This is a genomic window from Bacillus sp. UNC41MFS5, assembly GCF_000686805.1.
In genome coordinates, this window is record NZ_JMLP01000015.1 from 80,323 (window position 1) to 101,932 (window position 21,610).

The 21,610-nt window shown below is 39.0% G+C and carries 23 protein-coding genes; 5 read left to right on the top strand and 18 right to left on the bottom strand.

Features of this window, described 5'->3' with window-relative positions:
• Positions 1-67: 67 nt before the first annotated feature.
• Genes BR30_RS0108325 through BR30_RS0108340 form a run of 4 tightly spaced genes read right to left on the bottom strand, consistent with a single transcriptional unit; the run spans position 68 to position 3,902 of the window.
• A complete protein-coding gene (locus BR30_RS0108325; RefSeq protein ID WP_026564629.1) occupies positions 68-1,063 on the bottom strand; it encodes an NAD(P)/FAD-dependent oxidoreductase in 996 nt (331 codons plus the stop codon).
• A 19-nt stretch (positions 1,064-1,082) separates the two neighbouring features.
• Positions 1,083-1,907: an ABC transporter ATP-binding protein gene (locus tag BR30_RS0108330; protein WP_026564630.1), complete on the bottom strand. Its 825-nt coding sequence runs from the start codon at positions 1,905-1,907 to the stop codon at positions 1,083-1,085.
• 19 nt (positions 1,908-1,926) lie between these two features.
• On the bottom strand, positions 1,927-2,946 hold the full coding sequence (locus BR30_RS0108335) for a FecCD family ABC transporter permease (RefSeq protein ID WP_026564631.1): 1,020 nt from the start codon (positions 2,944-2,946) through the stop codon (positions 1,927-1,929).
• Positions 2,946-3,902 carry a FecCD family ABC transporter permease gene (locus tag BR30_RS0108340; RefSeq protein WP_051633529.1) on the bottom strand — a complete coding sequence of 319 codons (957 nt, stop codon included), beginning with the start codon at positions 3,900-3,902 and terminating at the stop codon, positions 2,946-2,948. The genes BR30_RS0108335 and BR30_RS0108340 overlap by 1 nt, the downstream gene beginning before the upstream one ends.
• Positions 3,903-4,459: 557 nt before the next feature.
• Here BR30_RS0108340 and BR30_RS0108345 point away from each other — a divergent pair.
• Entirely contained in the window at positions 4,460-5,407 is a 948-nt protein-coding gene (locus BR30_RS0108345; protein ID WP_026564633.1) for an iron-hydroxamate ABC transporter substrate-binding protein, read from the top strand.
• A gap of 140 nt (positions 5,408-5,547) precedes the next feature.
• Here BR30_RS0108345 and BR30_RS0108350 read toward each other — a convergent pair whose 3' ends face one another.
• Positions 5,548-6,423 (bottom strand): 6-phosphofructokinase, encoded by an 876-nt coding sequence (locus BR30_RS0108350; RefSeq protein ID WP_026564634.1) that lies wholly within the window; start codon positions 6,421-6,423, stop codon positions 5,548-5,550.
• Between the two features lie 233 nt (positions 6,424-6,656).
• Between BR30_RS0108350 and BR30_RS0108355 the strand changes: the two genes are divergently transcribed.
• Positions 6,657-7,898: a GGDEF domain-containing protein gene (locus BR30_RS0108355; RefSeq protein ID WP_026564635.1), complete on the top strand. Its 1,242-nt coding sequence runs from the start codon at positions 6,657-6,659 to the stop codon at positions 7,896-7,898.
• Positions 7,899-7,999: 101 nt separating this feature from the next.
• Here the strand turns inward: BR30_RS0108355 and BR30_RS0108360 are convergent, their stop codons facing one another.
• From BR30_RS0108360 to BR30_RS36555, 5 genes are all read right to left on the bottom strand, one after another.
• Positions 8,000-8,596: a biotin transporter BioY gene (locus tag BR30_RS0108360; RefSeq protein ID WP_026564636.1), complete on the bottom strand. Its 597-nt coding sequence runs from the start codon at positions 8,594-8,596 to the stop codon at positions 8,000-8,002.
• 185 nt (positions 8,597-8,781) lie between these two features.
• On the bottom strand, positions 8,782-9,312 hold the full coding sequence (locus BR30_RS32860) for a GDYXXLXY domain-containing protein (RefSeq protein ID WP_051633518.1): 531 nt from the start codon (positions 9,310-9,312) through the stop codon (positions 8,782-8,784).
• Complete coding sequence (locus tag BR30_RS0108370; protein WP_035445238.1) at positions 9,305-10,381, bottom strand: DUF2157 domain-containing protein; 1,077 nt, start codon at positions 10,379-10,381, stop codon at positions 9,305-9,307. The genes BR30_RS32860 and BR30_RS0108370 overlap by 8 nt, the downstream gene beginning before the upstream one ends.
• A gap of 186 nt (positions 10,382-10,567) precedes the next feature.
• Positions 10,568-10,741: a hypothetical protein gene (locus BR30_RS37725; RefSeq protein ID WP_155928482.1), complete on the bottom strand. Its 174-nt coding sequence runs from the start codon at positions 10,739-10,741 to the stop codon at positions 10,568-10,570.
• On the bottom strand, positions 10,714-10,995 hold the full coding sequence (locus tag BR30_RS36555; RefSeq protein WP_197032307.1) for a hypothetical protein: 282 nt from the start codon (positions 10,993-10,995) through the stop codon (positions 10,714-10,716). Before BR30_RS36555 ends, BR30_RS37725 begins: the two co-directional genes overlap by 28 nt.
• 167 nt (positions 10,996-11,162) lie before the next feature.
• On the opposite strand from BR30_RS36555, the gene BR30_RS0108380 reads away from it, so the two are divergent.
• On the top strand, positions 11,163-11,699 hold the full coding sequence (locus BR30_RS0108380) for a ribonuclease H-like YkuK family protein (protein ID WP_026564638.1): 537 nt from the start codon (positions 11,163-11,165) through the stop codon (positions 11,697-11,699).
• Between the two features lie 55 nt (positions 11,700-11,754).
• On the opposite strand, the gene BR30_RS0108385 is transcribed toward BR30_RS0108380, so the two are convergent.
• The 5 genes from BR30_RS0108385 to BR30_RS0108405 all read right to left on the bottom strand — a co-directional run bounded on the left by BR30_RS0108385 (position 11,755) and on the right by BR30_RS0108405 (position 17,384).
• Positions 11,755-13,215 carry a PAS domain-containing sensor histidine kinase gene (locus BR30_RS0108385; RefSeq protein WP_026564639.1) on the bottom strand — a complete coding sequence of 487 codons (1,461 nt, stop codon included), beginning with the start codon at positions 13,213-13,215 and terminating at the stop codon, positions 11,755-11,757.
• A 551-nt stretch (positions 13,216-13,766) separates the two neighbouring features.
• The gene (locus BR30_RS0108390) at positions 13,767-14,714 is read right to left on the bottom strand and encodes a siderophore ABC transporter substrate-binding protein (protein ID WP_026564640.1); all 948 of its coding nucleotides are present in this window, start codon (positions 14,712-14,714) and stop codon (positions 13,767-13,769) included.
• An 18-nt stretch (positions 14,715-14,732) separates the two neighbouring features.
• Positions 14,733-15,494, bottom strand: a complete 762-nt coding sequence (locus tag BR30_RS0108395; RefSeq protein ID WP_026564641.1) for an iron ABC transporter ATP-binding protein — start codon at positions 15,492-15,494, stop codon at positions 14,733-14,735.
• Complete coding sequence (locus tag BR30_RS0108400) at positions 15,491-16,441, bottom strand: iron chelate uptake ABC transporter family permease subunit (protein WP_026564642.1); 951 nt, start codon at positions 16,439-16,441, stop codon at positions 15,491-15,493. The genes BR30_RS0108395 and BR30_RS0108400 overlap by 4 nt, the downstream gene beginning before the upstream one ends.
• On the bottom strand, positions 16,434-17,384 hold the full coding sequence (locus BR30_RS0108405; protein WP_026564643.1) for an ABC transporter permease: 951 nt from the start codon (positions 17,382-17,384) through the stop codon (positions 16,434-16,436). The genes BR30_RS0108400 and BR30_RS0108405 overlap by 8 nt, the downstream gene beginning before the upstream one ends.
• 258 nt (positions 17,385-17,642) lie before the next feature.
• On the opposite strand from BR30_RS0108405, the gene BR30_RS0108415 reads away from it, so the two are divergent.
• Positions 17,643-18,125 carry a hypothetical protein gene (locus tag BR30_RS0108415; protein WP_026564644.1) on the top strand — a complete coding sequence of 161 codons (483 nt, stop codon included), beginning with the start codon at positions 17,643-17,645 and terminating at the stop codon, positions 18,123-18,125.
• 96 nt (positions 18,126-18,221) lie between these two features.
• Here BR30_RS0108415 and BR30_RS0108420 read toward each other — a convergent pair whose 3' ends face one another.
• The 3 genes from BR30_RS0108420 to BR30_RS0108430 all read right to left on the bottom strand — a co-directional run bounded on the left by BR30_RS0108420 (position 18,222) and on the right by BR30_RS0108430 (position 21,071).
• Entirely contained in the window at positions 18,222-19,235 is a 1,014-nt protein-coding gene (locus BR30_RS0108420; RefSeq protein WP_026564645.1) for a DUF418 domain-containing protein, read from the bottom strand.
• Positions 19,236-19,347: 112 nt separating this feature from the next.
• Positions 19,348-20,250, bottom strand: a complete 903-nt coding sequence (locus BR30_RS35160) for a PdaC/SigV domain-containing protein (protein ID WP_051633519.1) — start codon at positions 20,248-20,250, stop codon at positions 19,348-19,350.
• Positions 20,251-20,525: 275 nt separating this feature from the next.
• Complete coding sequence (locus BR30_RS0108430; RefSeq protein ID WP_026564646.1) at positions 20,526-21,071, bottom strand: histidine phosphatase family protein; 546 nt, start codon at positions 21,069-21,071, stop codon at positions 20,526-20,528.
• 197 nt (positions 21,072-21,268) lie between these two features.
• On the opposite strand from BR30_RS0108430, the gene BR30_RS0108435 reads away from it, so the two are divergent.
• Complete coding sequence (locus tag BR30_RS0108435) at positions 21,269-21,571, top strand: hypothetical protein (protein WP_051633520.1); 303 nt, start codon at positions 21,269-21,271, stop codon at positions 21,569-21,571.
• The last annotated feature ends 39 nt before the right edge of the window (positions 21,572-21,610 follow it).

Below are 21,610 nucleotides of genomic sequence, written 5' to 3' on the forward strand. Positions count from 1 at the left end.
GTACACAAGTGGTGCCTGACACCACTTTAAAGAACTATTTATATCACCACCACTTTATATCACCCGTTTAAAAATGGGTGGTGGAATAGATGGGCTTTAGTTCTTTTTGGGGTTCTATGTAGGCTTTCGCGCTATTGACGGCGGTGGGTCCTTCGGAGAATCCGCCCGCTATCAGGTGTAGTTTATTCTGATAGTTTGCAACGTCCCCGGCTGCAAAGATTCCTTCGATATTGGTTTGCATCCTACTGTCCACCTTGATGTTTCCGTATTCGAACTCTAATCCCCATCCCTTGATGGGTCCAAGGTCAATACAGAAGCCATGATTGACGAGAACTTCGTCCACGTCAATAATCTGAGTGTCGTTTGTTTCAATATCCTTAACGGTAACACTCTCAATCCGTCCCTCATCCCCATGTAACGCATCCAAAACATGCGGAGTCAAAATGGTCGCATTTGATTTCCGCAAATTACTGATGTTTCGCTCGAGTCCTGAAAATTCATGCCTGCGATGCACCACGGTAATATGACGCGCAATCGGGAGCAGCTCGTTCGCCCAATCAAGGGCGGAATTACCTCCACCAGAAATAAGCACATGTTTATCTTTAAAGTCATTTAGCTTTTCCACCGCATACCGCAGGTTTCGTCCTTCATATTGATCTGCATATTCAACGTCAAGTTTGGCACTTTTTAATGTTCCGAATCCAGTCGCTAAGATAATAGACCTGGAATGGTGCTTTTCTCCATTGTGACTTGTTAATAGGAACGTCCCATCAGGTAACCTTTCTAGTCCGACAACCTGTTGATTCAAAACAATTGTTGGATGAAAGGTTTGCGCCTGTTCCATCAACTGTTTAATTAATTTTTCCCCTGAAATGGCCGGAATCCCGCCAATATCGCGAATCACCTTTTCTGGATAGAAGTAGGAAACTTTCCCTCCTAAGTATGGGAGAAATTCTATTATTTTCGTTTCCATCTCTCTCATTCCACAATAAAAAGCGGTAAATAAGCCAACTGGACCACCACCGATGATGGTAACATCGTATAATTTCATTTCATTCCCCATCCCATCTAATCCCATTTCACTAGAAATTTATGACTTTTCGATTGTCTAACGCCTGCTCTTTCTGAATTAAATCATAGCAAAGACAGACTGGCTTTTTCGTCCGGGGATCTTTGACAATCTCCGCATCGATTTGAAAGACCGTTTTTAATACGTCTGGGGTCATCACTTCGTCTGCACTTCCCTCTTTGACAATCGTCCCCTTACGTAGGGCAACCATATGGTGAGAAAACCGCGACGCATGGTTCAAATCGTGAATCACCATCACAATTGTCCGGCTTTGTTCCTTATTTAATTTTTCAAGCAGCTGCAAAATTTCTAGCTGGTGCGCCATATCAAGGTATGTGGTTGGCTCATCAAGCAGCAAGAGATCCGTTTCTTGAGCAATAGCCATTGCGATCCAAGCGCGTTGCCGCTGTCCGCCAGAAAGGGCATCAACCGGATGGTCAGCAAATTGACCAAGTCCAGTCACCTCTAGCGCCCATTCAATCACCTGACGATCATTATCCGTTAGTCTGCCAAATCCGCTTTGATGCGGAGAACGTCCAAATGAAATTAATTCATAGACAGTCAATCCATTGGGTGCCTCGGGGCTTTGTGGAAGAACAGCCATCTTCCTAGCGATTTCTTTTGTTGGGACCTTGTGAATCATCTTTCCATCTAAATAGACGATCCCAGACTTGGCTGTATGGACACGTGCTAATGTTTTTAATATAGTGGATTTCCCGCAGCCATTTGCGCCGATAATGGTGGTAATTTCCCCTTTATTGATGTGTAAATTCAAGTTTTCAACAATTGTCTTGTCTCCATAACCAATCTGAAGATTCTCGGTAGAAAGTGAAACCACAATCCGTTCCCCCTTATTTTTATTTGGCTTTCATTAGTAAAACTATAAAATATGGTGCACTAAATATTGCAACGACAATTCCAACCGGTATTTGGGTAGGGGCGAGCAGGTTTTTGCCAATCGTGTCTGCCAATAAAAGCACAAACGACCCTAAAATGGCTGTCAGTGGCAAAAATAACTGATGCTTTGGCCCAATTAATCGTTTCGCAATATGCGGAGCAACTAAACCTAGAAAAGCAATTCCTCCCCCAGCTGCGACACTGAATCCCGCTAGCGCCACTGCTGCTAGAAGCAAGATTCTTCTTTCTTTTTCTACATGAATGCCTAAGCCAGTCGCGACCTGGTCACCTAAATTCATAATATTTAGGATGTGTGCTTTGTATAAAGCAAAAGGAATAAGCAGCAAGATTAACGGAGCGAGAATGGCGACAAATTTCCAATTCGTCCCCCAAATATCACCAGAAAGCCAGACAGCTGCCTGCATGAAGTCTTGTGGATTCATTTTGAGCTGAAAAATAACAATCGCAGCACCAAACCCTGAATTCACACCAATCCCGACTAAAATTAACCGGACAGGATCAATTCCTTTTTTCCACGCTAATACGTAAATTAGAAAAGCTGCAAGTACCGCTCCTACTAAGGCGAACAATGGCATTAAGAAAATGCCGAGTGTGCTGACACTGTTCATGGAGCCTTGAAAAAAGTAGATAAATAAGATGACCATGAATCCGGCACCTGAATTTATCCCTAATATTCCAGGATCAGCTAGTTCATTTTTGGTCACACCTTGTAAAATAACGCCGGAGACTGCAAGTCCCGCACCAATTAGTAAGGCCAATACCATTCTTGGTAATCTAAAATCAACTAAAACGAGTTGGTCACGGGCCGTTCCCTGCCCCATTATTGTCTTGAAAACATCGATGGGTGCAATCCGTACGACACCAAGGTTTAAACTTATGATAAAAGTGATAATTGTTAAGATAAATAAAAGGCTAATTAGGACGATAAATTTTTTCTGTTTAGCTCTCGATTGATTCATTACAGCCCCCTCCTTTCCCCACGAGCCAGGTATAAGAAGAAGGGAACACCGATGATAGCCGTTATGGCTCCAACTGGCGTCTCAAACGGGGCATTCACCATTCTTGCGGCAATATCAGCAAGTACGAGTAACAGTCCTCCAAGGACAGCGGAAATCGGAATAATCCAACGGTAATCGGAACCAATAATAAATCGGGTAATGTGCGGAATGACCAATCCGATAAAACCAATGGCACCTGCTATCGATACAGCAGCGCCGGTTAGTATTAATACGACAATCACGCCAAGTGATTTTACTAAAAGTGTATTTTGTCCAAGCCCTTTTGAAACGTCTTCGCCTAGGCTTAGGATGGTGATAGACCTTGAGATGTAAAGGGCGAGTAATAACCCAAATCCACCAGTGATCAATAGAATCTTAATCGATTCCCAAGTTACGGTTGTTAATCCTCCTGCATACCAAAAGCTCATGTCCTTTGCCACTTGTGTATAAAGAGCAATGGCGCTTGAGAATGCACTTAGCATCGAACCCACTGCCACCCCGGCCAGGGCGAGTTTTACGGGAGTCAATCCTCCTTTTGAAAAAGCTCCAATCGTAAAAACGAGGATTACGCCAAGACCTGCCCCTACAAAGGATGAAAAGGTCAGCCCCATCATCGTCGCGGATGGAATAAAGGCAAGAGTGAGGACTAATGCAAAAGCTGCCCCATCCGTCACACCCATGATGGATGGAGAGGCGAGAGGATTCCGTGTTAAGCCTTGCATTACCGCACCCGAAACAGCAAGGAATGCACCAACTAATACAGCCCCAATCGCCCTTGGCATTCGAATTTCTTGAATAATTTGATGTGTGGTAATTTCAGGATTAAAATGGGAGACAGCCTCCCAAACAGTAGCCATTTTTATATCCGCTGCTCCGTAAGCAATAGATAATCCCATCGAGATTAGGATTAGTATCATTCCTGCGATTAATACGAACGTTCCTTTAATGGATGTTCTTATTCTTTTATGATGAAGAGCTAATGAATCTCCCTCATGATGCTTAGCATTTTCAGTCAAAAACTAACACCTCTTCTATAAGAAAGGCGCAAGCGCCCGTTTAGCGGCGTATGGACTGGAGCACTTTGACTGAGATAAAGGAAACACGGAGAGCGATAGCGTTCCGATGTTGACTTATCGTAGGGAAAAGGGCGAAGTACAGTAGCCGCTGGGTGCTGGAGCCAGACAGTAATCTTAGTTCAATGTCTTAAACTTTCTTATTTTAAAAAACAAAAAATTGGGTATATTATTAAATCGATAATGAAAATAGTAAAAGGATTGATAATCATTATCATTAAGTATAGATAGTAACCACTTATTTTTCAATACGTTTACAGTATAAAAGCGAATCCCAGAAATATCCTTCAATCTTTTTTCACAAAATAACCTGAATTGAAGGGTTTTGTTGATTGACACTATAAATGAAAATGATTATCATTACCATTATAACAGGTATTCATTATCTTAGGAGGTTTAATATGCTTAAAAAGCGCTTTTATTTATCTTTTACTCTATTACTGATGTTATTTTTGGTAAGTGCTTGCAGTAATTCTGATAATACAAAAACAGATAAGACAACAGAAAAGAAAAATGCCGAGGTGACATTAACGGATGCGAAGGGTGAAGTGACAATCCCTGCTAATCCAAAACGAATCATCGCTCCTTATTTAGAGGATTCACTAGTGGCATTAGGGGTAAAACCGGCTGCACAATGGTCGATCGGTGATACAGTTTTGGATTATTTGCAACCAGAGTTAAAGGGTGTTCCTAAAATTGGTTGGGACCTTCCACTTGAACAAGTAATCAACAACAACCCAGATTTAATTATCTTCAGCTCTCCTTCTGCCATCCAAAAAGGACAGTATGAAGAGTATAAAAAAATTGCTCCGACCTATGTCTATAAGGACGAGGTCAGTGCTGATTGGCGTAAACAACTGACGCAAATGGGTGAAATCTTAAATAAACAAAAAGAAGCAAAAGAGGCATTAGCAAATTACGATACGAAAGTGGCAGATGCGAAAACGAAAGTTCATGATGCCATTGGCGATGAAACAGCCGCTATTCTTTGGGTTATGGCCGATAAGTTTTATTTAATGGAAAACAATCGTTTCAGTGCCAATGTCCTGTATGGAGATTTAGGCATTAAACAGCCTGCTTTCGTTGAAGGTCTTGGCGGAGCTGCTATCCAGTGGGATCCGATTGCACTTGAAAAATTACCAGAAATAAAAGCAGATCACATCTTCCTTGTCAGCAAAAAAGGCGAAGCTGGTTTAGACATTTTGGCGAAGAGTTCCATCTGGAATGGTCTTGACGCAGTTAAAAATGGACATGTTTATGAAATGAACGACCCTACCAACTGGACTATCAACGGTCTAAAAGCAAGTGAAAAAACGATTGATGAAGTAGTAAATGCCCTTAAAAAATAATGGTCAAATTGCCAAAAAGGCGTCATCCACTGCTAGATGACGCCTTTTACTTTTATGACCTATCAAAGTAGCTTATTTTTCTTAGAAATAAAAACTTCTGGTCTTGGAACCATTAATGCTATTAGATATTAGTTCTTCTCTCATTTAAACGAATCTATTTTGATTTGGTTAGATCTTTCAAGTCGAACTATCTCAAATGAATGACCATCTCCTGCCCACTGAACCATTTTTTCCGCTAATTCGTTCGCATAGACCCGATCACTTACTGTTGGATATCCTCCAATACATTGAGCTTCATCAATTACAACGGAACGAAAATCCAAATCTAAAGCAGCCGAAATTTGCTCCTTGATTTCAACTTCAGTAATCGTTTCATTAAATAATAGAAGGGCATAGCTGCTTCCATCTTGATATCTTTGTGTAAGCCTATTAATTACCTGTTGCATTTCTTCGTTTGAGGCCTCTTCTACTATTTCACATTGTAGTGCTGCCCCAGACGTTTTCAGGAAAACTCCTGCCTTTTTTCCAGGGATATTAATCAGGAATAACCTTTTATTTGAGAATAGCAGGGAACCAGCTGTATCTTTGACTTTTAGAATATTATTAACTACCTCATTTACTGCACTGTCAAACCCGAGGTGATAGATGTCCGGGTTCTGTTCACTAAATATGTTAATGGGAATGAATAAGATTTGGCATCCATCATCCTTTTTACGATCAGTAAGGTTTATTCCTTCCTCCTCATTATAAAAGATATAAAGGATATCAAAATTCTTTACCAAATTGTCATATTGTTGTAACCAACTGGCAGTAGAAAAGGAGCATAGCCTTTTACCGCTTTCCGGCTCTTTAAAGAAAAGATATTCTAACTGGTTTTCCACTAATATATTGGTTTGAATCCCCGTAACATGATAATTGCTTTGCTTTTGCAGTCTATAGACCAATCGATTGATTACCGTACTAACAACTTGAGGAATGGTCCCTACTTTTACTATTCCAACCTTCTTTTCATTCATGCGGCTGTCAAGCCTCCTCTACACTATCTTCTAACTTTATAGGTAAAAGCAGACAATCAAATAATTATTATTTACCCAGAATACCCCTTTAAACATAATTTTCTTAATTTGATTATTAATTAATAAATGTGTTAAAGCGGTAGGTAATGTGGAGATATTATTAAATATGCTGTTGTGCAACCAAAAACGAGTGGCTAAGCATTCGAGGCATTCGGGAAACGAGCTGAACTTTTATGCTAAAAGCTAGACTATACGATATTTCAATATTTCTTGCTGCCCTGGTCATAGCTTTAAGTTCAGACCGTATTTTAATTAATCACATTGATTTTTTTAAAGCAATTGCTCTATTTTGGTTATTCTCCAGTCTGTATTATCACCTTCGAGTCCAATCTAAAAGTGGCAGTACGAGTTGGGAACATGGAATTAGTTACGATTTTTCCTTTGCACTGTTTGCAGGACCTTTGGGCTTATTCGTATTTGAATTTATTTATCGTTTTACTGTGTATTTTTATAAGAAGTGGACCAAGAACGCTGACCCAAATGAATTTTCAGATACCTTATACAATATTGGCTCTTTCGTAATTACTAACTCTATCGCTTATTTTTTGTTTCTCCGACTACACTCGAGTTTTGATGATTTCCCTTTTGGATTCTGGATTTTAATGTTGATATTAGTGAGTTTTTCTTTGATTCTTTCGAGCATCTTACTGGTCATTGCCTTTTATATCCTTGGAGATTTTAAAACTATAAAAGAGGGTATCAAATTTGTATTAAAAAGCAGAAGTTGGCTTGATTTTGGTACAGTTGCCTTTACAAATGGACTTTTATTTCTCTTTTTAAAAGAGGATAAATGGGAAATGTTGATCAGCCTTTTTATTCTGAATTACATTGTTAGCCGTTCCTACCATTCCAAATCACAAAGTATTCAACACAAATTGGAACGGGACAAGTTCGAACAAATGGCCTATACAGATTTTTTAACTGGTGTTTTCAATCGGACCTTTATGGATAAAAAAATGGCAGAGTTAAATCAAACCGGTGAAAGGATTGGGATAGTCGTTGCTGACATCGATAAATTTAAAAGTATTAATGATAATTACAATCACGCGGTTGGTGATAAAGTGATTCAGCACTTCGCCGGGACATTAAAGAATTATCTCAGCGAAAATGATTATTTGTTCCGAAGTGGCGGCGAGGAATTCACTCTTTGTCTTAGAGGAAGAAATTTCGAGGGGACTTTGGAACTTGTTCATAGGATGCTAAACGGGGTCAAAAACAATCATGTGGATGTAGAGTTTAATGGAGAGAATCTATCGATTTCTTACACCGCATCATTTGGACTCTATTTCTATACAGCCAAGGAACAAATCTCCATGGAAAAGGCATACATACAAGCGGATCAACTCCTTCTACAATCCAAACAACTTGGACGAAACAGAGTATCCTTCGAAAATGCCCTCACATCAGTTGAATAAATTGAATTAATGGTGTCATCAATAATGCCTTTAATGGTGTCAGGCACCACCAAAAGACAAATGCCCGCTCATGGCGGACATCGTCGATTAGGCAATGCATTTTAGGAAACACGCTTTAAATGTTTAAATTGCCCTTTGGATAGGACTGATTTTTCGAGCCTGTGAGCCATGATTCCTGCTAAGACTGCTAAGATCACGTCCTTTGGCAAAGGCACTACCATCCACAACCAGGCCATTTTGTAAGTAAATCCTTCAGGTGCAGCTGCCCACAGCTTGTAGGCAAAGTACATCCAATTTGTACCGAAGAAATAGTTAACAGCCATTCCGATTAGGGACGCAATGATAAAGGCTGGCACAGTTTTCTTCTTTTCAACGATTTTTCCAATAATAAACGCTGTGAAAATAAACGATAGAATAAAGCCAAAGGTGGGGCTGAAAATTGTGGAAGGTCCTGCTCCAAATCTAGAAAAAACAGGAACGCCCACAAGTCCTACTAGCATATAAACAATCATGGCTATTGAACCTAAACGACTTCCCAAAATAGCCCCAGCTAAAATAGCAAAGAAAGTTTGCAGCGTAATTGGAACTCCGCCCACCACCATAAAGGGTACAAATGAGGTGATGTTAGCCCCTATTGCCATAAGAGCCACAAACATTCCCACTAATGTTAAATCCAACGCTCTTAATTTACGATTCATTCTCCCACCCCGATTAATTGTGATAACTTTAAAATAAAGGGTTACACACTACATTGTCAACTGTTTTTTAATTTAAGTTAACAATAAAAAGTGTCAGGCACCAAAGAGGCTCACTGTCCTCTCCACGCGAACAAAACGGTAGATTTGTCCACGCACGGTGCCTGACACCCACTTTTAACACTCATTTACTTCGTTGTAATATCGGTTAGGATGGCGTAGCCGTTGTTTACTTTTAGTTTTGCTAGTATTTCTCCTTTTGCTGAGGCTTTTTCCCATTTTGTGCCTGTGTTGTCCTCAAGGTAGTAGTTATCCAGATTGTATCGAATAAAGGTGATTTCTTGGCCCTGGTTGTCTTTATCGATATAGCTGATCGTCCCATTGAGGAATTCTCCCTTATTCGGTTTAGTAAGGGTGACTTTAATAGGTGTGTGGACCCCATTCTTTTTCTTCATTAGAACGTATACCTCAAACTCTCCACCACGGTCCTGCAATCTTGTGACCACTGATTGTTCCACCAATTTTATCGGGACCTCCTCCGCTTCATACCTCAGGGTCACATAATCGCCTCTAAATACATCAGATGGATCCAACGGTTTCGTTTGAAGAATCATTTCTTCTCCCGTTAACAGGGTATAAAGGGGCTTGATGCACATGCCTAATAGAATGAGCACAGGCACGCAACAAGCTAATACTAACTGTTTTGCCCGCTTATTCATGCACATTCACCCCTTTTTTCCTTTGTTTTTCAAAATAAAAGCCGAAACCTAGCAACAGGATTCCTCCAATGATAAAGACGAACGATTTTGGTAAAAACTCAAAGGATAAATCAAGGTAAAATCGGAAAATCATTACGCAAAGTATAATGATACTGAGCAGGCTTCCTCTATTGATTAAATACAATACATAAATCAGGTAGAGGATAGAAAAAGGAATATACAGCCAATCGAGCGGCCAGCTATCTTCAAAAGATAACAACAGTGCGGCCGCACCATGGACGAGGTATCCTAATACAACGTAAATATCTTTGATTTTCCCTTTCGAAAGAACAAGTGCGACTCCGATAATCAAATAGATTAGACCGTACACGTAGGAAAAATCATCATAATGATCATACGGATTGATAAAGTAACTAATAATCGTCCCGATAAATGCTAGCGACAGTAAGCCATTGACAAAACCAGTCAACTTTGAAAAACCTAATTTTTCATTAAGAATATATATCGCTGCAATCCACAGCAATGCCCAATAAGGAATATTTATGCCTTGAAGATATTGCCCATCAAGCATGTATTTAAGGACAAAGAGGGAGGATGCTAGTAAAATCCATTTATCACGTAGTATCCATGCTAGCGGCAATATACCAAGCGACCACCATAAAAAGGCATTTTGAGAATTGGTTCCGAGATGAAACATTTGCTCGACAAGAAAAATTCCCGCTCCAAATACCAGACAGCCTAAATAATAAAGGCTTCTTGACGTCTTTGGAAAGTTCTTCTCCATCCTATAACCCGCAAGATTACAGGCAGCAAACAAAATGATGATTAAAAGGAATTTCACTGTCCTTCCAATTTCATCCCAATTGCTTGCGATAAAACTGAGCACACCAGCACCAATTAAAACCGTTCCAACATACAGAAGAGTTTTCGTAAACGAAAGTTTCTGCACTTCGTAAAGTGCCTCTATCTCATGGGACTTACCTGCTGGCAGAACCTCTGAATCTTCTAAGTACTTAAGCTCCCTCTTTAAAAAATTTAACTCAGTCTGTTTTAAGATACGCTTTGTCAACCATCCCACCCCTTTTCGCACCTATAGAAAATCCCACTCACATCCACTTCAAACCAGATGCTGTTCAGTTAAGTTTATTCGACAAATAGAGTGAATATCCTTTTAATTAAATAGTTCATAACACCCACATTCCTTCTAGGATTTGAAGGTAAAAAGTGATGCTGCCTTTAACGTTAGAAAAAGGTGTCAGGCACCCGAAAAAGACAAATGTCCACGAGCGGTGCCTGACACCTTTAGTTTGTTAATATTTTTTATCCCGGCAATATTTGCAAACTTTAATGGTTTGGTTTGTTTCTGTTTGATGTGGATATAGTAGCTTGATTCTTGTTCTTTCACATATCGGGCAGGTTCCACGCCCATTTGAAGGTAGGTAGCTGATTGTTTTCCCTCGGTTTCTCTTTGCCATCTCCATCCATCCCTATTCTTAATAGATTCTTTTCTTTATCTAATGATGGACTGGCACAAATATTGTTAGGCATATAATTGTTTTTAGAAAAAAGATTGTTCGAATTTTCGTTTTGGTATAAGTGAGGCTTTAGTCCACGAACGGTGCCTGACACCCTGACATCACTAAATGGAACCACCAAATTGAACCACTCTCTAACATTGCTCACTGACACCTTTGACAACCATTAGGCATTTTTGCTCGCCTTTCTACATACATTTCTAAGAAGATCATTTATTTCAATGGCTGCACGACTATATAACACTTTCCATAAGATAGAAATAAGAGGCGGGACTAAACTTTTTCAAATGGAAAGGAAAGATGTGGTGCTTCAATATGAAAAAAAACGGAGCTTATCACGATTCGTTTCAAAATCTCCAAGAAAATGGGATGTCATTCGAGCAGGTTTTTGAACGAATTGTATCATTCATGAAGGTAGATCCTAGTGGAAACTATAAACTAATGGTCGGCACAGATTCTCAAGTCCATAGATCTACGACTGTTTTTATTACCGGGCTTGTCATTCAGAATAAGGGAAAAGGCGTATGGGCGTGCATAAGGAAGGTGGTCATTCCAAGGAAAATGACACACTTGCATGAGCGGATATCTCTTGAACTATCGTTAACTGAGGAAATTGTTACGATGTTTACCGATGAAAGGAAAAATGAGTTAATCAATCTTGTCCTTCCCTATATCTATCAAGGAGCAACCTTCACCATGGAGGGGCATATTGATATTGGTGCAGGAAAACGGAACAAGACGAGTGAGTTTGTGAAAGAAATGGTCACCAGAATCGAATCTATGGGCGTTGAACCAAAAATCAAACCAAACGCCTTTGTTGCTTCCAGCTACGCAAATCGATACACCAAATAAGGGTATCAGACATCACAAACACCGTGGTGCCTGACACCCTTTTTTATCTTCAAAATTAAACACATTCCAGTTCAACTTTAACTGTGGTGCCTCTGCCAATTTTACTTTCAATGTTCATGGTGCCGTTGTGTTCCTGAATAATTTTATTGCTGACGGTTAGACCAAGTCCAATTCCTTTGTCCTTCGTCGTATAGAATGGTGTTCCCAAAAAGCGCATCAATTCGTTGTCAATTCCCATCCCTTCATCTGAAAAACGTATCTGCACATAATTACCTTCCATCCTTTGGACATGAATATTGACACTCCCGCCAAATGGCATCGATTCAATTGCATTTTTCAAAAAATTAACAAAAACCTGTTTCAATTGATTAGGATTGCAATTTAAAAAGATATCATTTTTTCGATAAAGATTTTTAATTTGAACATTATGCAACAATGCCTGTGGATGTAATATATTAACCGTACTTTCTAAGATTGTATGTAAACTTTCTTGTTCAAATTGAATCGCCTGTGGCTTTGCCAACGACATAAATTCATTGACTATGATATCAATACGATCTAGTTCGTTCATGATGATTGATAAATATTCATCTTGCTTTTTATTGTTCATCGTGTCTTTCAAAAGCTTTGAAAACCCTTTTAATGATGTCAAAGGGTTTCGTATCTCATGAGCAACCCCGGCAGCTAATTGACCGATAATTGAAAGCCGGTCTAAATTTCGGAGTGCATCATCATTTTTAATCCGGTCCGTGATATTTCTGCCTACTGTAACATAGGAATCAATCTCACCTTGTTCATTAAAGATGGGAGAAATAGTGGTCTCAGAATAGATTACTTCATTCCCACCCGTTTTGATCTGCGTTTGGAGCAGTTGAGGTTCCTTTGTTTCTATTAACCTTTGATAAACCTTTTTAAAATGGTCAATTTCCTCTGGTAAGATCAGATCATAGACAGTTTTACCTATTAATTGGTCAGGGGTATACCCAATCCCAGCTTCATGAGAGGGAGAAGCATAGATAATCTTTCCATCTTTTGAATACACCTTGATCATATCGTTGGCATTTTCAGTAATAAGCTTGTATTGCTCGCGGGTTCTTTTCAATTCCCTTTCAATATTTATATGGTAAGTAATATCACGAAAGATCGCAATGACAGCAATAATTTCCCCGCATGAATTACGAAACGGAGAATACGAAACCGCTATATCCAGTGTGCTTCCATCTTTATGGTATCTTTGGGTAACGAGATCTGGGAAGGCTTTACCACTTTTGACTGATTCAATAATATCGTTCACGACGTCAGGCTGAGAAAATTCTTCTACCCTTTTTCCAATTATATCGTCCTCTGTATAACCAAAGATTTTCGTATATGCATGGTTCACTCGAATAAACCGATTCTCCATATCAACCATACAAATCCCGTCCGCTGTACAGTCTAAAAATAAGTCAATTAAATCATCTGGATTATAAACCACTGAATCCTTCTCATTCGTAAAAATCGGGAAAAACTTTGACATAGAGATCTCTCCAAACCCATCAATTATACTCTTAATCTTCATTTTACAGAGTTTTTCAATAAAGAAAAGAAGAATTTTACAAATGCAGTATCAGTACAATGTCAGTGCAATATCAGTACGGTGTCACAGTACGGTGTCAGGCACCATAGAAAGACACTTTATTCATTTTGTCCTCCAGACACGGACAACTACAGGTAGGTGTTGATACAAAAAAGAACGCTTGGACCACTGGGTGGCCAAGTGTGTCTCTTTCTTTTTATGAAGGACTGTGTTGGAATTTGATTACTCGACTGGGCGGTCCTCAAAATTGTAGTCGATGGTTCCTGCTGCAGCTTTTTCATTTAGTAAACTAGAATCGTACTACAAAACCCTTGCCATTCGCCTATTTCCGGGGAAACTATACATATTTTGCATTACCCTTTCCCAAGAACGGATAAATCCTCTTTTTTTTACGTAAAGTGACAAAATCCTCACAAAGAAAAAGCACGTGTTTAGACAGATATATTTCTATCAAACGCGTGCTATATTCTATTTACCTTTTTTCAAAACTATTATAAGGAACTCTCAATTTCTTTAGCCATAGATTTGACAGATTTTAAGCCTCCACCGCTTAGGTACCAGGTGTCTGCATCAAGGTAGACAATCTTATCGTTCTTAAAGGCCGTTGTTTTTTTAACTAATTCATTTTCAATAATTTCCTTTGCACCGATTTCACCGCCAACTGCTGTCGCACGGTCGATTACAAACAATACGTCAGGATTTTTCTCCATAATGTACTCAAACGTAATGCTCTGTCCATGTGTGGATACCTCAATGTCTTGATCAGCTGCACCAAATCCAAATACATCATGGATTACGCCGAAACGGGAACTTGGTCCGTAGGCACTGACTTTGCCTTCATTTGCTAGCAGAATAAGACCTTTCTTATTAAGGGATGACGCCCTTGTATTTAGCTTTTCAATACTATCATCAATTTCTTTTAAATCACTTGCCACTTTGTCTTCCTTGCCAAAGATTTCCCCAATTAGGTTCATATTTTTTTCGAAGGATTCCATATAGTTTTTATAATCAAGGCCAATATAGACCGTTGGTGCAATCTCAGCAAATTGATCGTATAATTCCGCCTGACGCCCTGAAATAAAAATAACATCTGGCTGCAGCTCATGAATGGCTTCAAAGTCCGGTTCTTTTAAACTGCCAACATTCGTATATTTCTTATCCTCATATTTTTTCAAATAGGATGGGACCGCTGTTTGTGGTACCCCTGTGACATCAATACCTAACTCGTCTAGGGTATCAAGGACACCAAAATCAAATACAACTACCTTTTCAGGGTTCTTCTTCACTTTAACCTCCCCATATTGATGTTTAATCGTCATTTTCTCTGCTGATTCCTTACTAGCAGATGCCGTTTCAGTTTGCCCCTTTTCATTTGAACCACACGCGGCTAACACAAGAATCATCGCAAACACCAGCGTCAATAAACTCCATTTCTTCATCTTTAAAACTCCCCTTTATTATGAATTAAAATAAACACAGATTCTGCAGTTATTCATTTCCTGAATCGGAATTTCCATATCGTAAATCTCACTCAACGCCTTTGACTGAATAATCTCCTCGGTCGGCCCATCTTTCACGACCTTACCATCCTTCATGGCAACAATCCGGTCAGAATAGACCGATGCAAAGTTAATATCATGGAGAACGATGACGACAGTTTTGCCAAGCTCATCAACCAATCTCCGTAAGATTTTCATAATCTGAACAGAGTGCTTCATATCCAAATTATTTAACGGCTCATCAAGGAGAATATACTCTGTATCTTGCGCGATAACCATCGCAATAAAGGCACGCTGGCGCTGACCACCGGATAACTCATCTAAAAAGCTATCCTGCATGTCAGTTAAATGCATATACTCGAGCGATTGGTCGACAATCCGTTCATCGTCCTCCGTTAACCTCCCCTTTGAATATGGGAACCTCCCAAAGGAAACAAGTTCTCGGATTGTGAGGCGGACATTCATGTAATTCGACTGTTTTAAAATTGAAACCCGCTTGGCAAAATCATTAGATCTCATCCTTCGAACATCTGATTGATCAATCAGCACTTCACCTGTATCAGCATCGAGCAAACGGCTGACCATCGACAAGAGTGTGGATTTCCCCGCTCCGTTTGGGCCTATAAAGGATGTTATTTTTCCTGGTTGAATATTGATCGTAACATCTTTTACCACCGTTTTTTTTCCGTAAAACTTTGACAATGATCTCACTGTTATCATGCAGTTTTCCTCTCCTTTAGCAGTAAATAGATGAAATAGACACCGCCGATAAAGTTGATAATGACACTTAACGTCGTCGAAAAAGTAAAGACCCGTTCAACAAACCACTGCCCCCCGACAAGTGCGATGACACTCATAAGAACCGCACCGCTTATCAAAGTCTTGTGTTTGTATGTATGAAAAAATTGATAGGACAGGTTGGCAACAATTAATCCAAAAAATGTTATCGGTCCAACTAGTGCTGTTGAGATTGAAATAAAGATGGCAACAATCACAAGCATTTGCTTCACAATCGAATCATATGGAACCCCTAGATTAATCGCCATCTCCCGTCCTAGTGATAAAACATCGAGATACTTTATATACCGCCATGCATAAATCAGCACAAGCATTACGATAACAATCGCCACCCACACTAAGTCTGAGTTGATATTATTGAAACTAGCAAACATCCGATCTTGGACAATCAGAAACTCATTCGGATCAATCAGCACTTGTAAAAACGTCGAGATACTCGAAAAGAATGTTCCAACAATAATTCCAATCAATAATAAAAAGTAGATGGATTGACCGCTCTTTTTAAACAAGAATCGATATAAGAAAAGGGCAAACACAATCATCACCGCAACGGAAAGTAAAAAGTTTATTTGTTTATTGCTGACAATCAGATGGGAAGAACCTAAGAAGAAAATAATCACTGTCTGTAATAAAAGATAAAGGGCATCTAATCCCATGATACTTGGTGTTAAAATTCGATTATGCGTAATTGTCTGAAACACCACAGTGGCATAAGCGATGGTAAAGCCCGTCAGCACCATGGCAAGTACTTTTGTTACCCGCCTTGGCAACGCATAATCAAAGCTTCCATTTAAATCATGAATCAGGTATACGGCACAGCATCCCGCAGCAATCAAAACGAGACAGGCCATTCTCAACGGATTACGCATAGGCCTTCCTCCGAAATAGCAGATATAAGAACGTGCCACTGCCAATCACACCAACCATGAGACTGATTGAAATCTCATATGGATAAATGAGCATTCGGCCTAAAATATCACAAACCAACAGGAAAATAGCCCCCAGAATGGCTGTATGCGGCAACGTTTTTTGTAAATGGTCTCCTTTGTAAATAGAGATAATATTCGGAATAATTAAGCCGAGAAATGGGATAATTCCGACGGTCAGGACAACGGATGCCGTAATTAGAGCAACGAGTATCAACCCGATGTTAACCACACTGCGATAGGCAAGACCTAAATTTTTTGAAAAATCTTCACCCATCCCGGCCACAGTAAAGCGGTTGGCATAAAAATAGGCAATAACTAAAATTGGGATACTTATGTAGAGAAGTTCATAACGACCTTTCATAATCATTGAAAAATCCCCTTGGAGCCAGGCTGACATATTTTGAATGACGTCTTCTCGGTAAGCAAAAAATGTGGTAACCGAGGACAAAATATTACCGAACATTAAGCCAATCAGCGGAATGTAAATGGCATCCTTAAACTTGATTCGGTCGAGTATTTGCATAAATAAAAAGGTTCCCCCAAGAGCAAAGACAAAGGCTACCGCCATTTTTTCAAGCATGGTTGCATTTGCAAATAGCAACATGGAGACGAGAATTCCAAGCCGAGTTGCATCCAAGGTTCCAGCGGTTGTCGGTGAAACAAATTTGTTCCGACTCAACTGCTGCATAATCAATCCAGCTATACTCATCCCTGCCCCCGCGAGTAGGATCGCAACGAGTCTAGGTACTCTGCTCACCAAGAAAATTTGCGTCTTCTCTTTTTGGAAGTCCAGCAAGTCTAATGGCGATAGACTGCTTACACCAACAAATAGCGAGGTTGCAGATAATATTATTAACGCTAATAGTAAATATCGTTTCTTCATAACCGTCCCCATCATTTCTAGCATTCTATTAGTGATAATGAAAATCATTATCACTTATTCATGAATTTGATTATAACATTCAGAAATTTGGAGTCAACATCTAATTGAGAACTTTTTTCAATTAAACTTTCAAAATGAAACATTTTTCCCCAGATTTTAATTCCAAAACTGTATACCAACTGAGTAATAAAATAATCCGTTCCATACTCATATTGGACTTCCTAACCCTCATAAATTGGGCATTAGGAGGTGAATGTAGTGAAAAAATGGCTATTGACTATATTCTTACCCATATTGATTTTATTGGCCGGATGTTCCAATGATCCAGTTCAAGATGATTTACTTAATTATGTAAATAAAGAAATGAAGGAAGCTGCGAAATTAGAAAGGACTGCTGTTTCGGCCTATGAAGGGGTCTCGGGTACAAACTATCAGGATGATCAGACCATGTACGAGGTCTTAAATCGTGATGTCATTCCCAATTACAACGAATTTATTAAAGAATTAGATTCTGTAAAGATTGAAACCGATGAGGTAAGAGAAATTCACGAAATATATGTTGAAGGGGCAGAAATACAATTTAACGCCTTTGCTATCATTAAACAGGCGATAGAAAAACAGGATGCAGACTTGATTCAAAAAGCTAATGACATGTTGGCGGATGCACGAAAACATCTTCGAGAATATCAAACTAAATTGAATAAACTAGCTAAGGAACATGATGTAGAAATTGAAAAATAACCATCTTCTCCGACATAATCCATAAACAAAAATAAGGTCAGTCCTTTAGCATTTATTCAACACTAGAGGACTGACCTAATCTTTTCGAGTCACCTATCATGAGGATGGCGTTTTTCGCATTGGGGGGAATTCCAAATAAGTTAACAGTCGCCACACCCATTCCAGTGGCCCGAATCTAAAAAACCGAAGCCAGACTGTACTAAAAATAAGCTGGATGACATAAATCGCCACACACAGGTAAAGAGTTTGGATATACGTCAATTGATTGAATAAATCAAAAACATTACCTGCGAGCAACATTAATGCTGTTTGTGAAACATAGTTAGTCAGTGCCAACCGTCCGTAGCTTTTTAAAGGTGCGAGAATCCGCCGGATGACGGGAAAATTCAGAAGTACAAGCAGCATCCCCACATAAAAAGCAGAGACAATCGGGCCAATCATGATTCCAATCCTTAAGAATTGCTGCGTTTTCTGAGACACATCACTTAATCCAAATACAAACGGGGCATATTGATACTGATAAATAAGACCTGCTGAACTTAAAACAAACATAACACCTGTAAAAATGGTTGTCACTTTCCAGTGATTTGTCATCCGTTCAACTAATCGAAACTGTCCAGCAGCGATTCCTAGCATCATCAACGGGACTACCATAAATATTTTTTCAGCATACAAACTTATGACGAGCAACATGCCCATTCCAAAAACAAGATTCACAACCTTGTCAACTCTATAAAAAGGTAAGATGATCAGACCGCAAACGGCGTAAATCGATAATGCTTCCCCTGGTTGGAATTGTACATGGACGGACCCAAGTAAAAACAAAACGACAATCCTCCGCAAAAACAACACGTACCCATTTTTCCCTTTCGCCATTGACCTCGAGATAAATAGATAAAACCCTACACCAAACAAAAAAGTAAAAATTGTATAAAAGCGCCCTTCGACAAATAGGTATAGAAATCTCCAATACGTTGCATCGCTGGTACCGGAAAGTGGTGATTTTACTGAAAGTGATGGGATGACATTTACCAAAAGAATTCCCATGAGGGCAAGGCCTCGTAAATAATCAAGTGCATCAATCCGTTTACTGATTTCGTTCGATTCCATCTATATCAACTCCACCATCATTATAACCGTTTAGGGATTTTTCACCTATATTTCGTTACCCTTTAACCTTCAGGCAAAAAACAAGCACTGACCATATGCCAGTGCTTGTCGATTACTTATAGATTTTACTTGGTATTTTTACAGTAGGGTTTCCCGAAGAATAAGGTCCTACTTCATATTCTTGAAAAACTAAGATAATACCGGAATCTGTGTAATAGAATTGGGTTTTGTTATTAATGGCCACATCGCTAAGTTGCGATACGTAAAATGTCTCGTTGTGCCTTGTCATATAGTTATACGCATACCGCTGGACTTTACTGACTTTAGTCTTTGAATTTAGTACATCACTTAATTTTACTTTTTGACCATTACTAATTCTAAAATTAAACGAAGTAACTGTTCCTGTTCCATGTGCCCCACCATAGTAGCCATAGTCATTGATGAGGATGCTTAAAATCTTTCCATTGTTATATTTTACTTTGTATGTTGTTGTATAATCATAGTCGCATGCAAAGGAATATTCACCACAAAATTCCACATCTTTACGAATCTCTTTTTCATCTTTTAACATTTGTAAATATTCTTTATAAGCGGCTGAAGCATAAGTTAATAATGCTTGGTTGATTTTCTTTTCTGCTGCTTTACTTTTTAGTCCTTTTACTTGAGGATAAGACAGCTTACTTATATTCTTATACTTATATTTTACTACTGTAACACCTTTTGGGGCGAACTTCAGGTATTTTGTCATCACATACGCTTTCTTGCTCTTAAAACGAATTTCGGAATAACCACTCGCTTTTTTGGAATAGACGGTTACCTTTGTCCCCTTTTTTAACGTACCAACCTTCTTATACTTTGTTCCCGCACCACTTCTCACATTTAATTTATCAACTGTTACTGTGGCTGATTGTGTTGTCGCAGCTTCTACTTGTTTGTTAGGGCTTACTATTGTGCTGAATAAAAACAAGGCCACAGTTAGAAAAAGAGTAAGCCGTAAAGTTTTAGATAATTTCATAGTATCCTCCTTAAATATAATTCATCTGGTTTTGATAGTTATAGACCATTATGAATGGTGCCTGACACCCTTAATATCTTACTAATAGCATTCCCTATTCTGTTACTCTTCAGCGGTATTGTCAGTTTAATTCCCTTCTCAATTCTAAAGCTTAATTCTTAAATTTCGTCTATTGCTTCTCTCTCAGCATCTCCATGGGTCCAGGCCCCATGTTCAATAATCGGAATAATTACCTGCGTTTTCCTTAAAGCCCTTTGTAATATTTCAAACCTAACCTAACCCTGCCATAGCCTATCTATAGTAACTTCACCGTTCACAGACTTTAACAGAAACACATCCGGATTGCTAAGGTTTCTCCATTGCTCAAAACCAAAGTCCGGAAGATAATTTTTTAATAGTAAAGACATTAAATTCCCATGGGTAACGAGGAGCGTGTTTTCCGAATCACTCTTTAATATCTTCTCTACCACACTTACAATGCGGTGCATCGCTTCACGGCTGGACTCACCGTGGTCGAACGTTAAATCTAGGTCATCAAATGTTGCTTTTAGTTTATCAAGCCAATCAGGTAAATTTTCCGTACTTAAAATTCGCTCAGTTAACCTATTTTCGACCACAAAGTCAATTTCTTCTCGCTCAGCAACCCGCTCAATTGACTGGACTGCGCGTAAATAGGGACTTGAAATGATACGGTTAATTTTCATGTCTGCAAAGAACTCGGCTAAATCGGCCGCTTGCCTAACTCCTCTTTCAGTAAGTTGGGCCTCACTCGATTGACCTTTTGCTTCACAGTGCCTTATCACATAAATCTTTTTATCCAAGTAATCATCCCCAATAAATAAGTCAGCAACTGTAATTAAATTCGTTGTATTTATTAAATCTCCTTCCTTATTCTTCTAAAATTAATAAAAGAACAACAACACATAGAGTTGGAGTCCAATAATATCCACTATGTCGGTCATATCTTTCTTATTTTAGGAAAAAATAACAATATCTGAAATAAACTGGAGGTAATTAAATGGCTAATCAAAGCTTTTTTAATGGTATTAATAGTAGTGGTGTCTTTCCATTCGTTAATATTGACAATGATGCCAATACAAAATTAAATGAAGACCAATATGAAGTATATGTGAATGATAATTTAGTGGGACATAAAACGCTTAAGAATCCTGGCGAGAAATTATCCGATATTGACGGCTTTTTACACAATCAGGGACTTAGTGACTTTTCCACGTCTTTAGATGGTGACCACTATCAGATTCAAACAAATGAGCAAGATGATATTACGAATGCATTATCGGTTTATTTTAATAACCGTTAAGGCATTTACCGTTCTCCACAAATTTGTCTTTCATTTTTA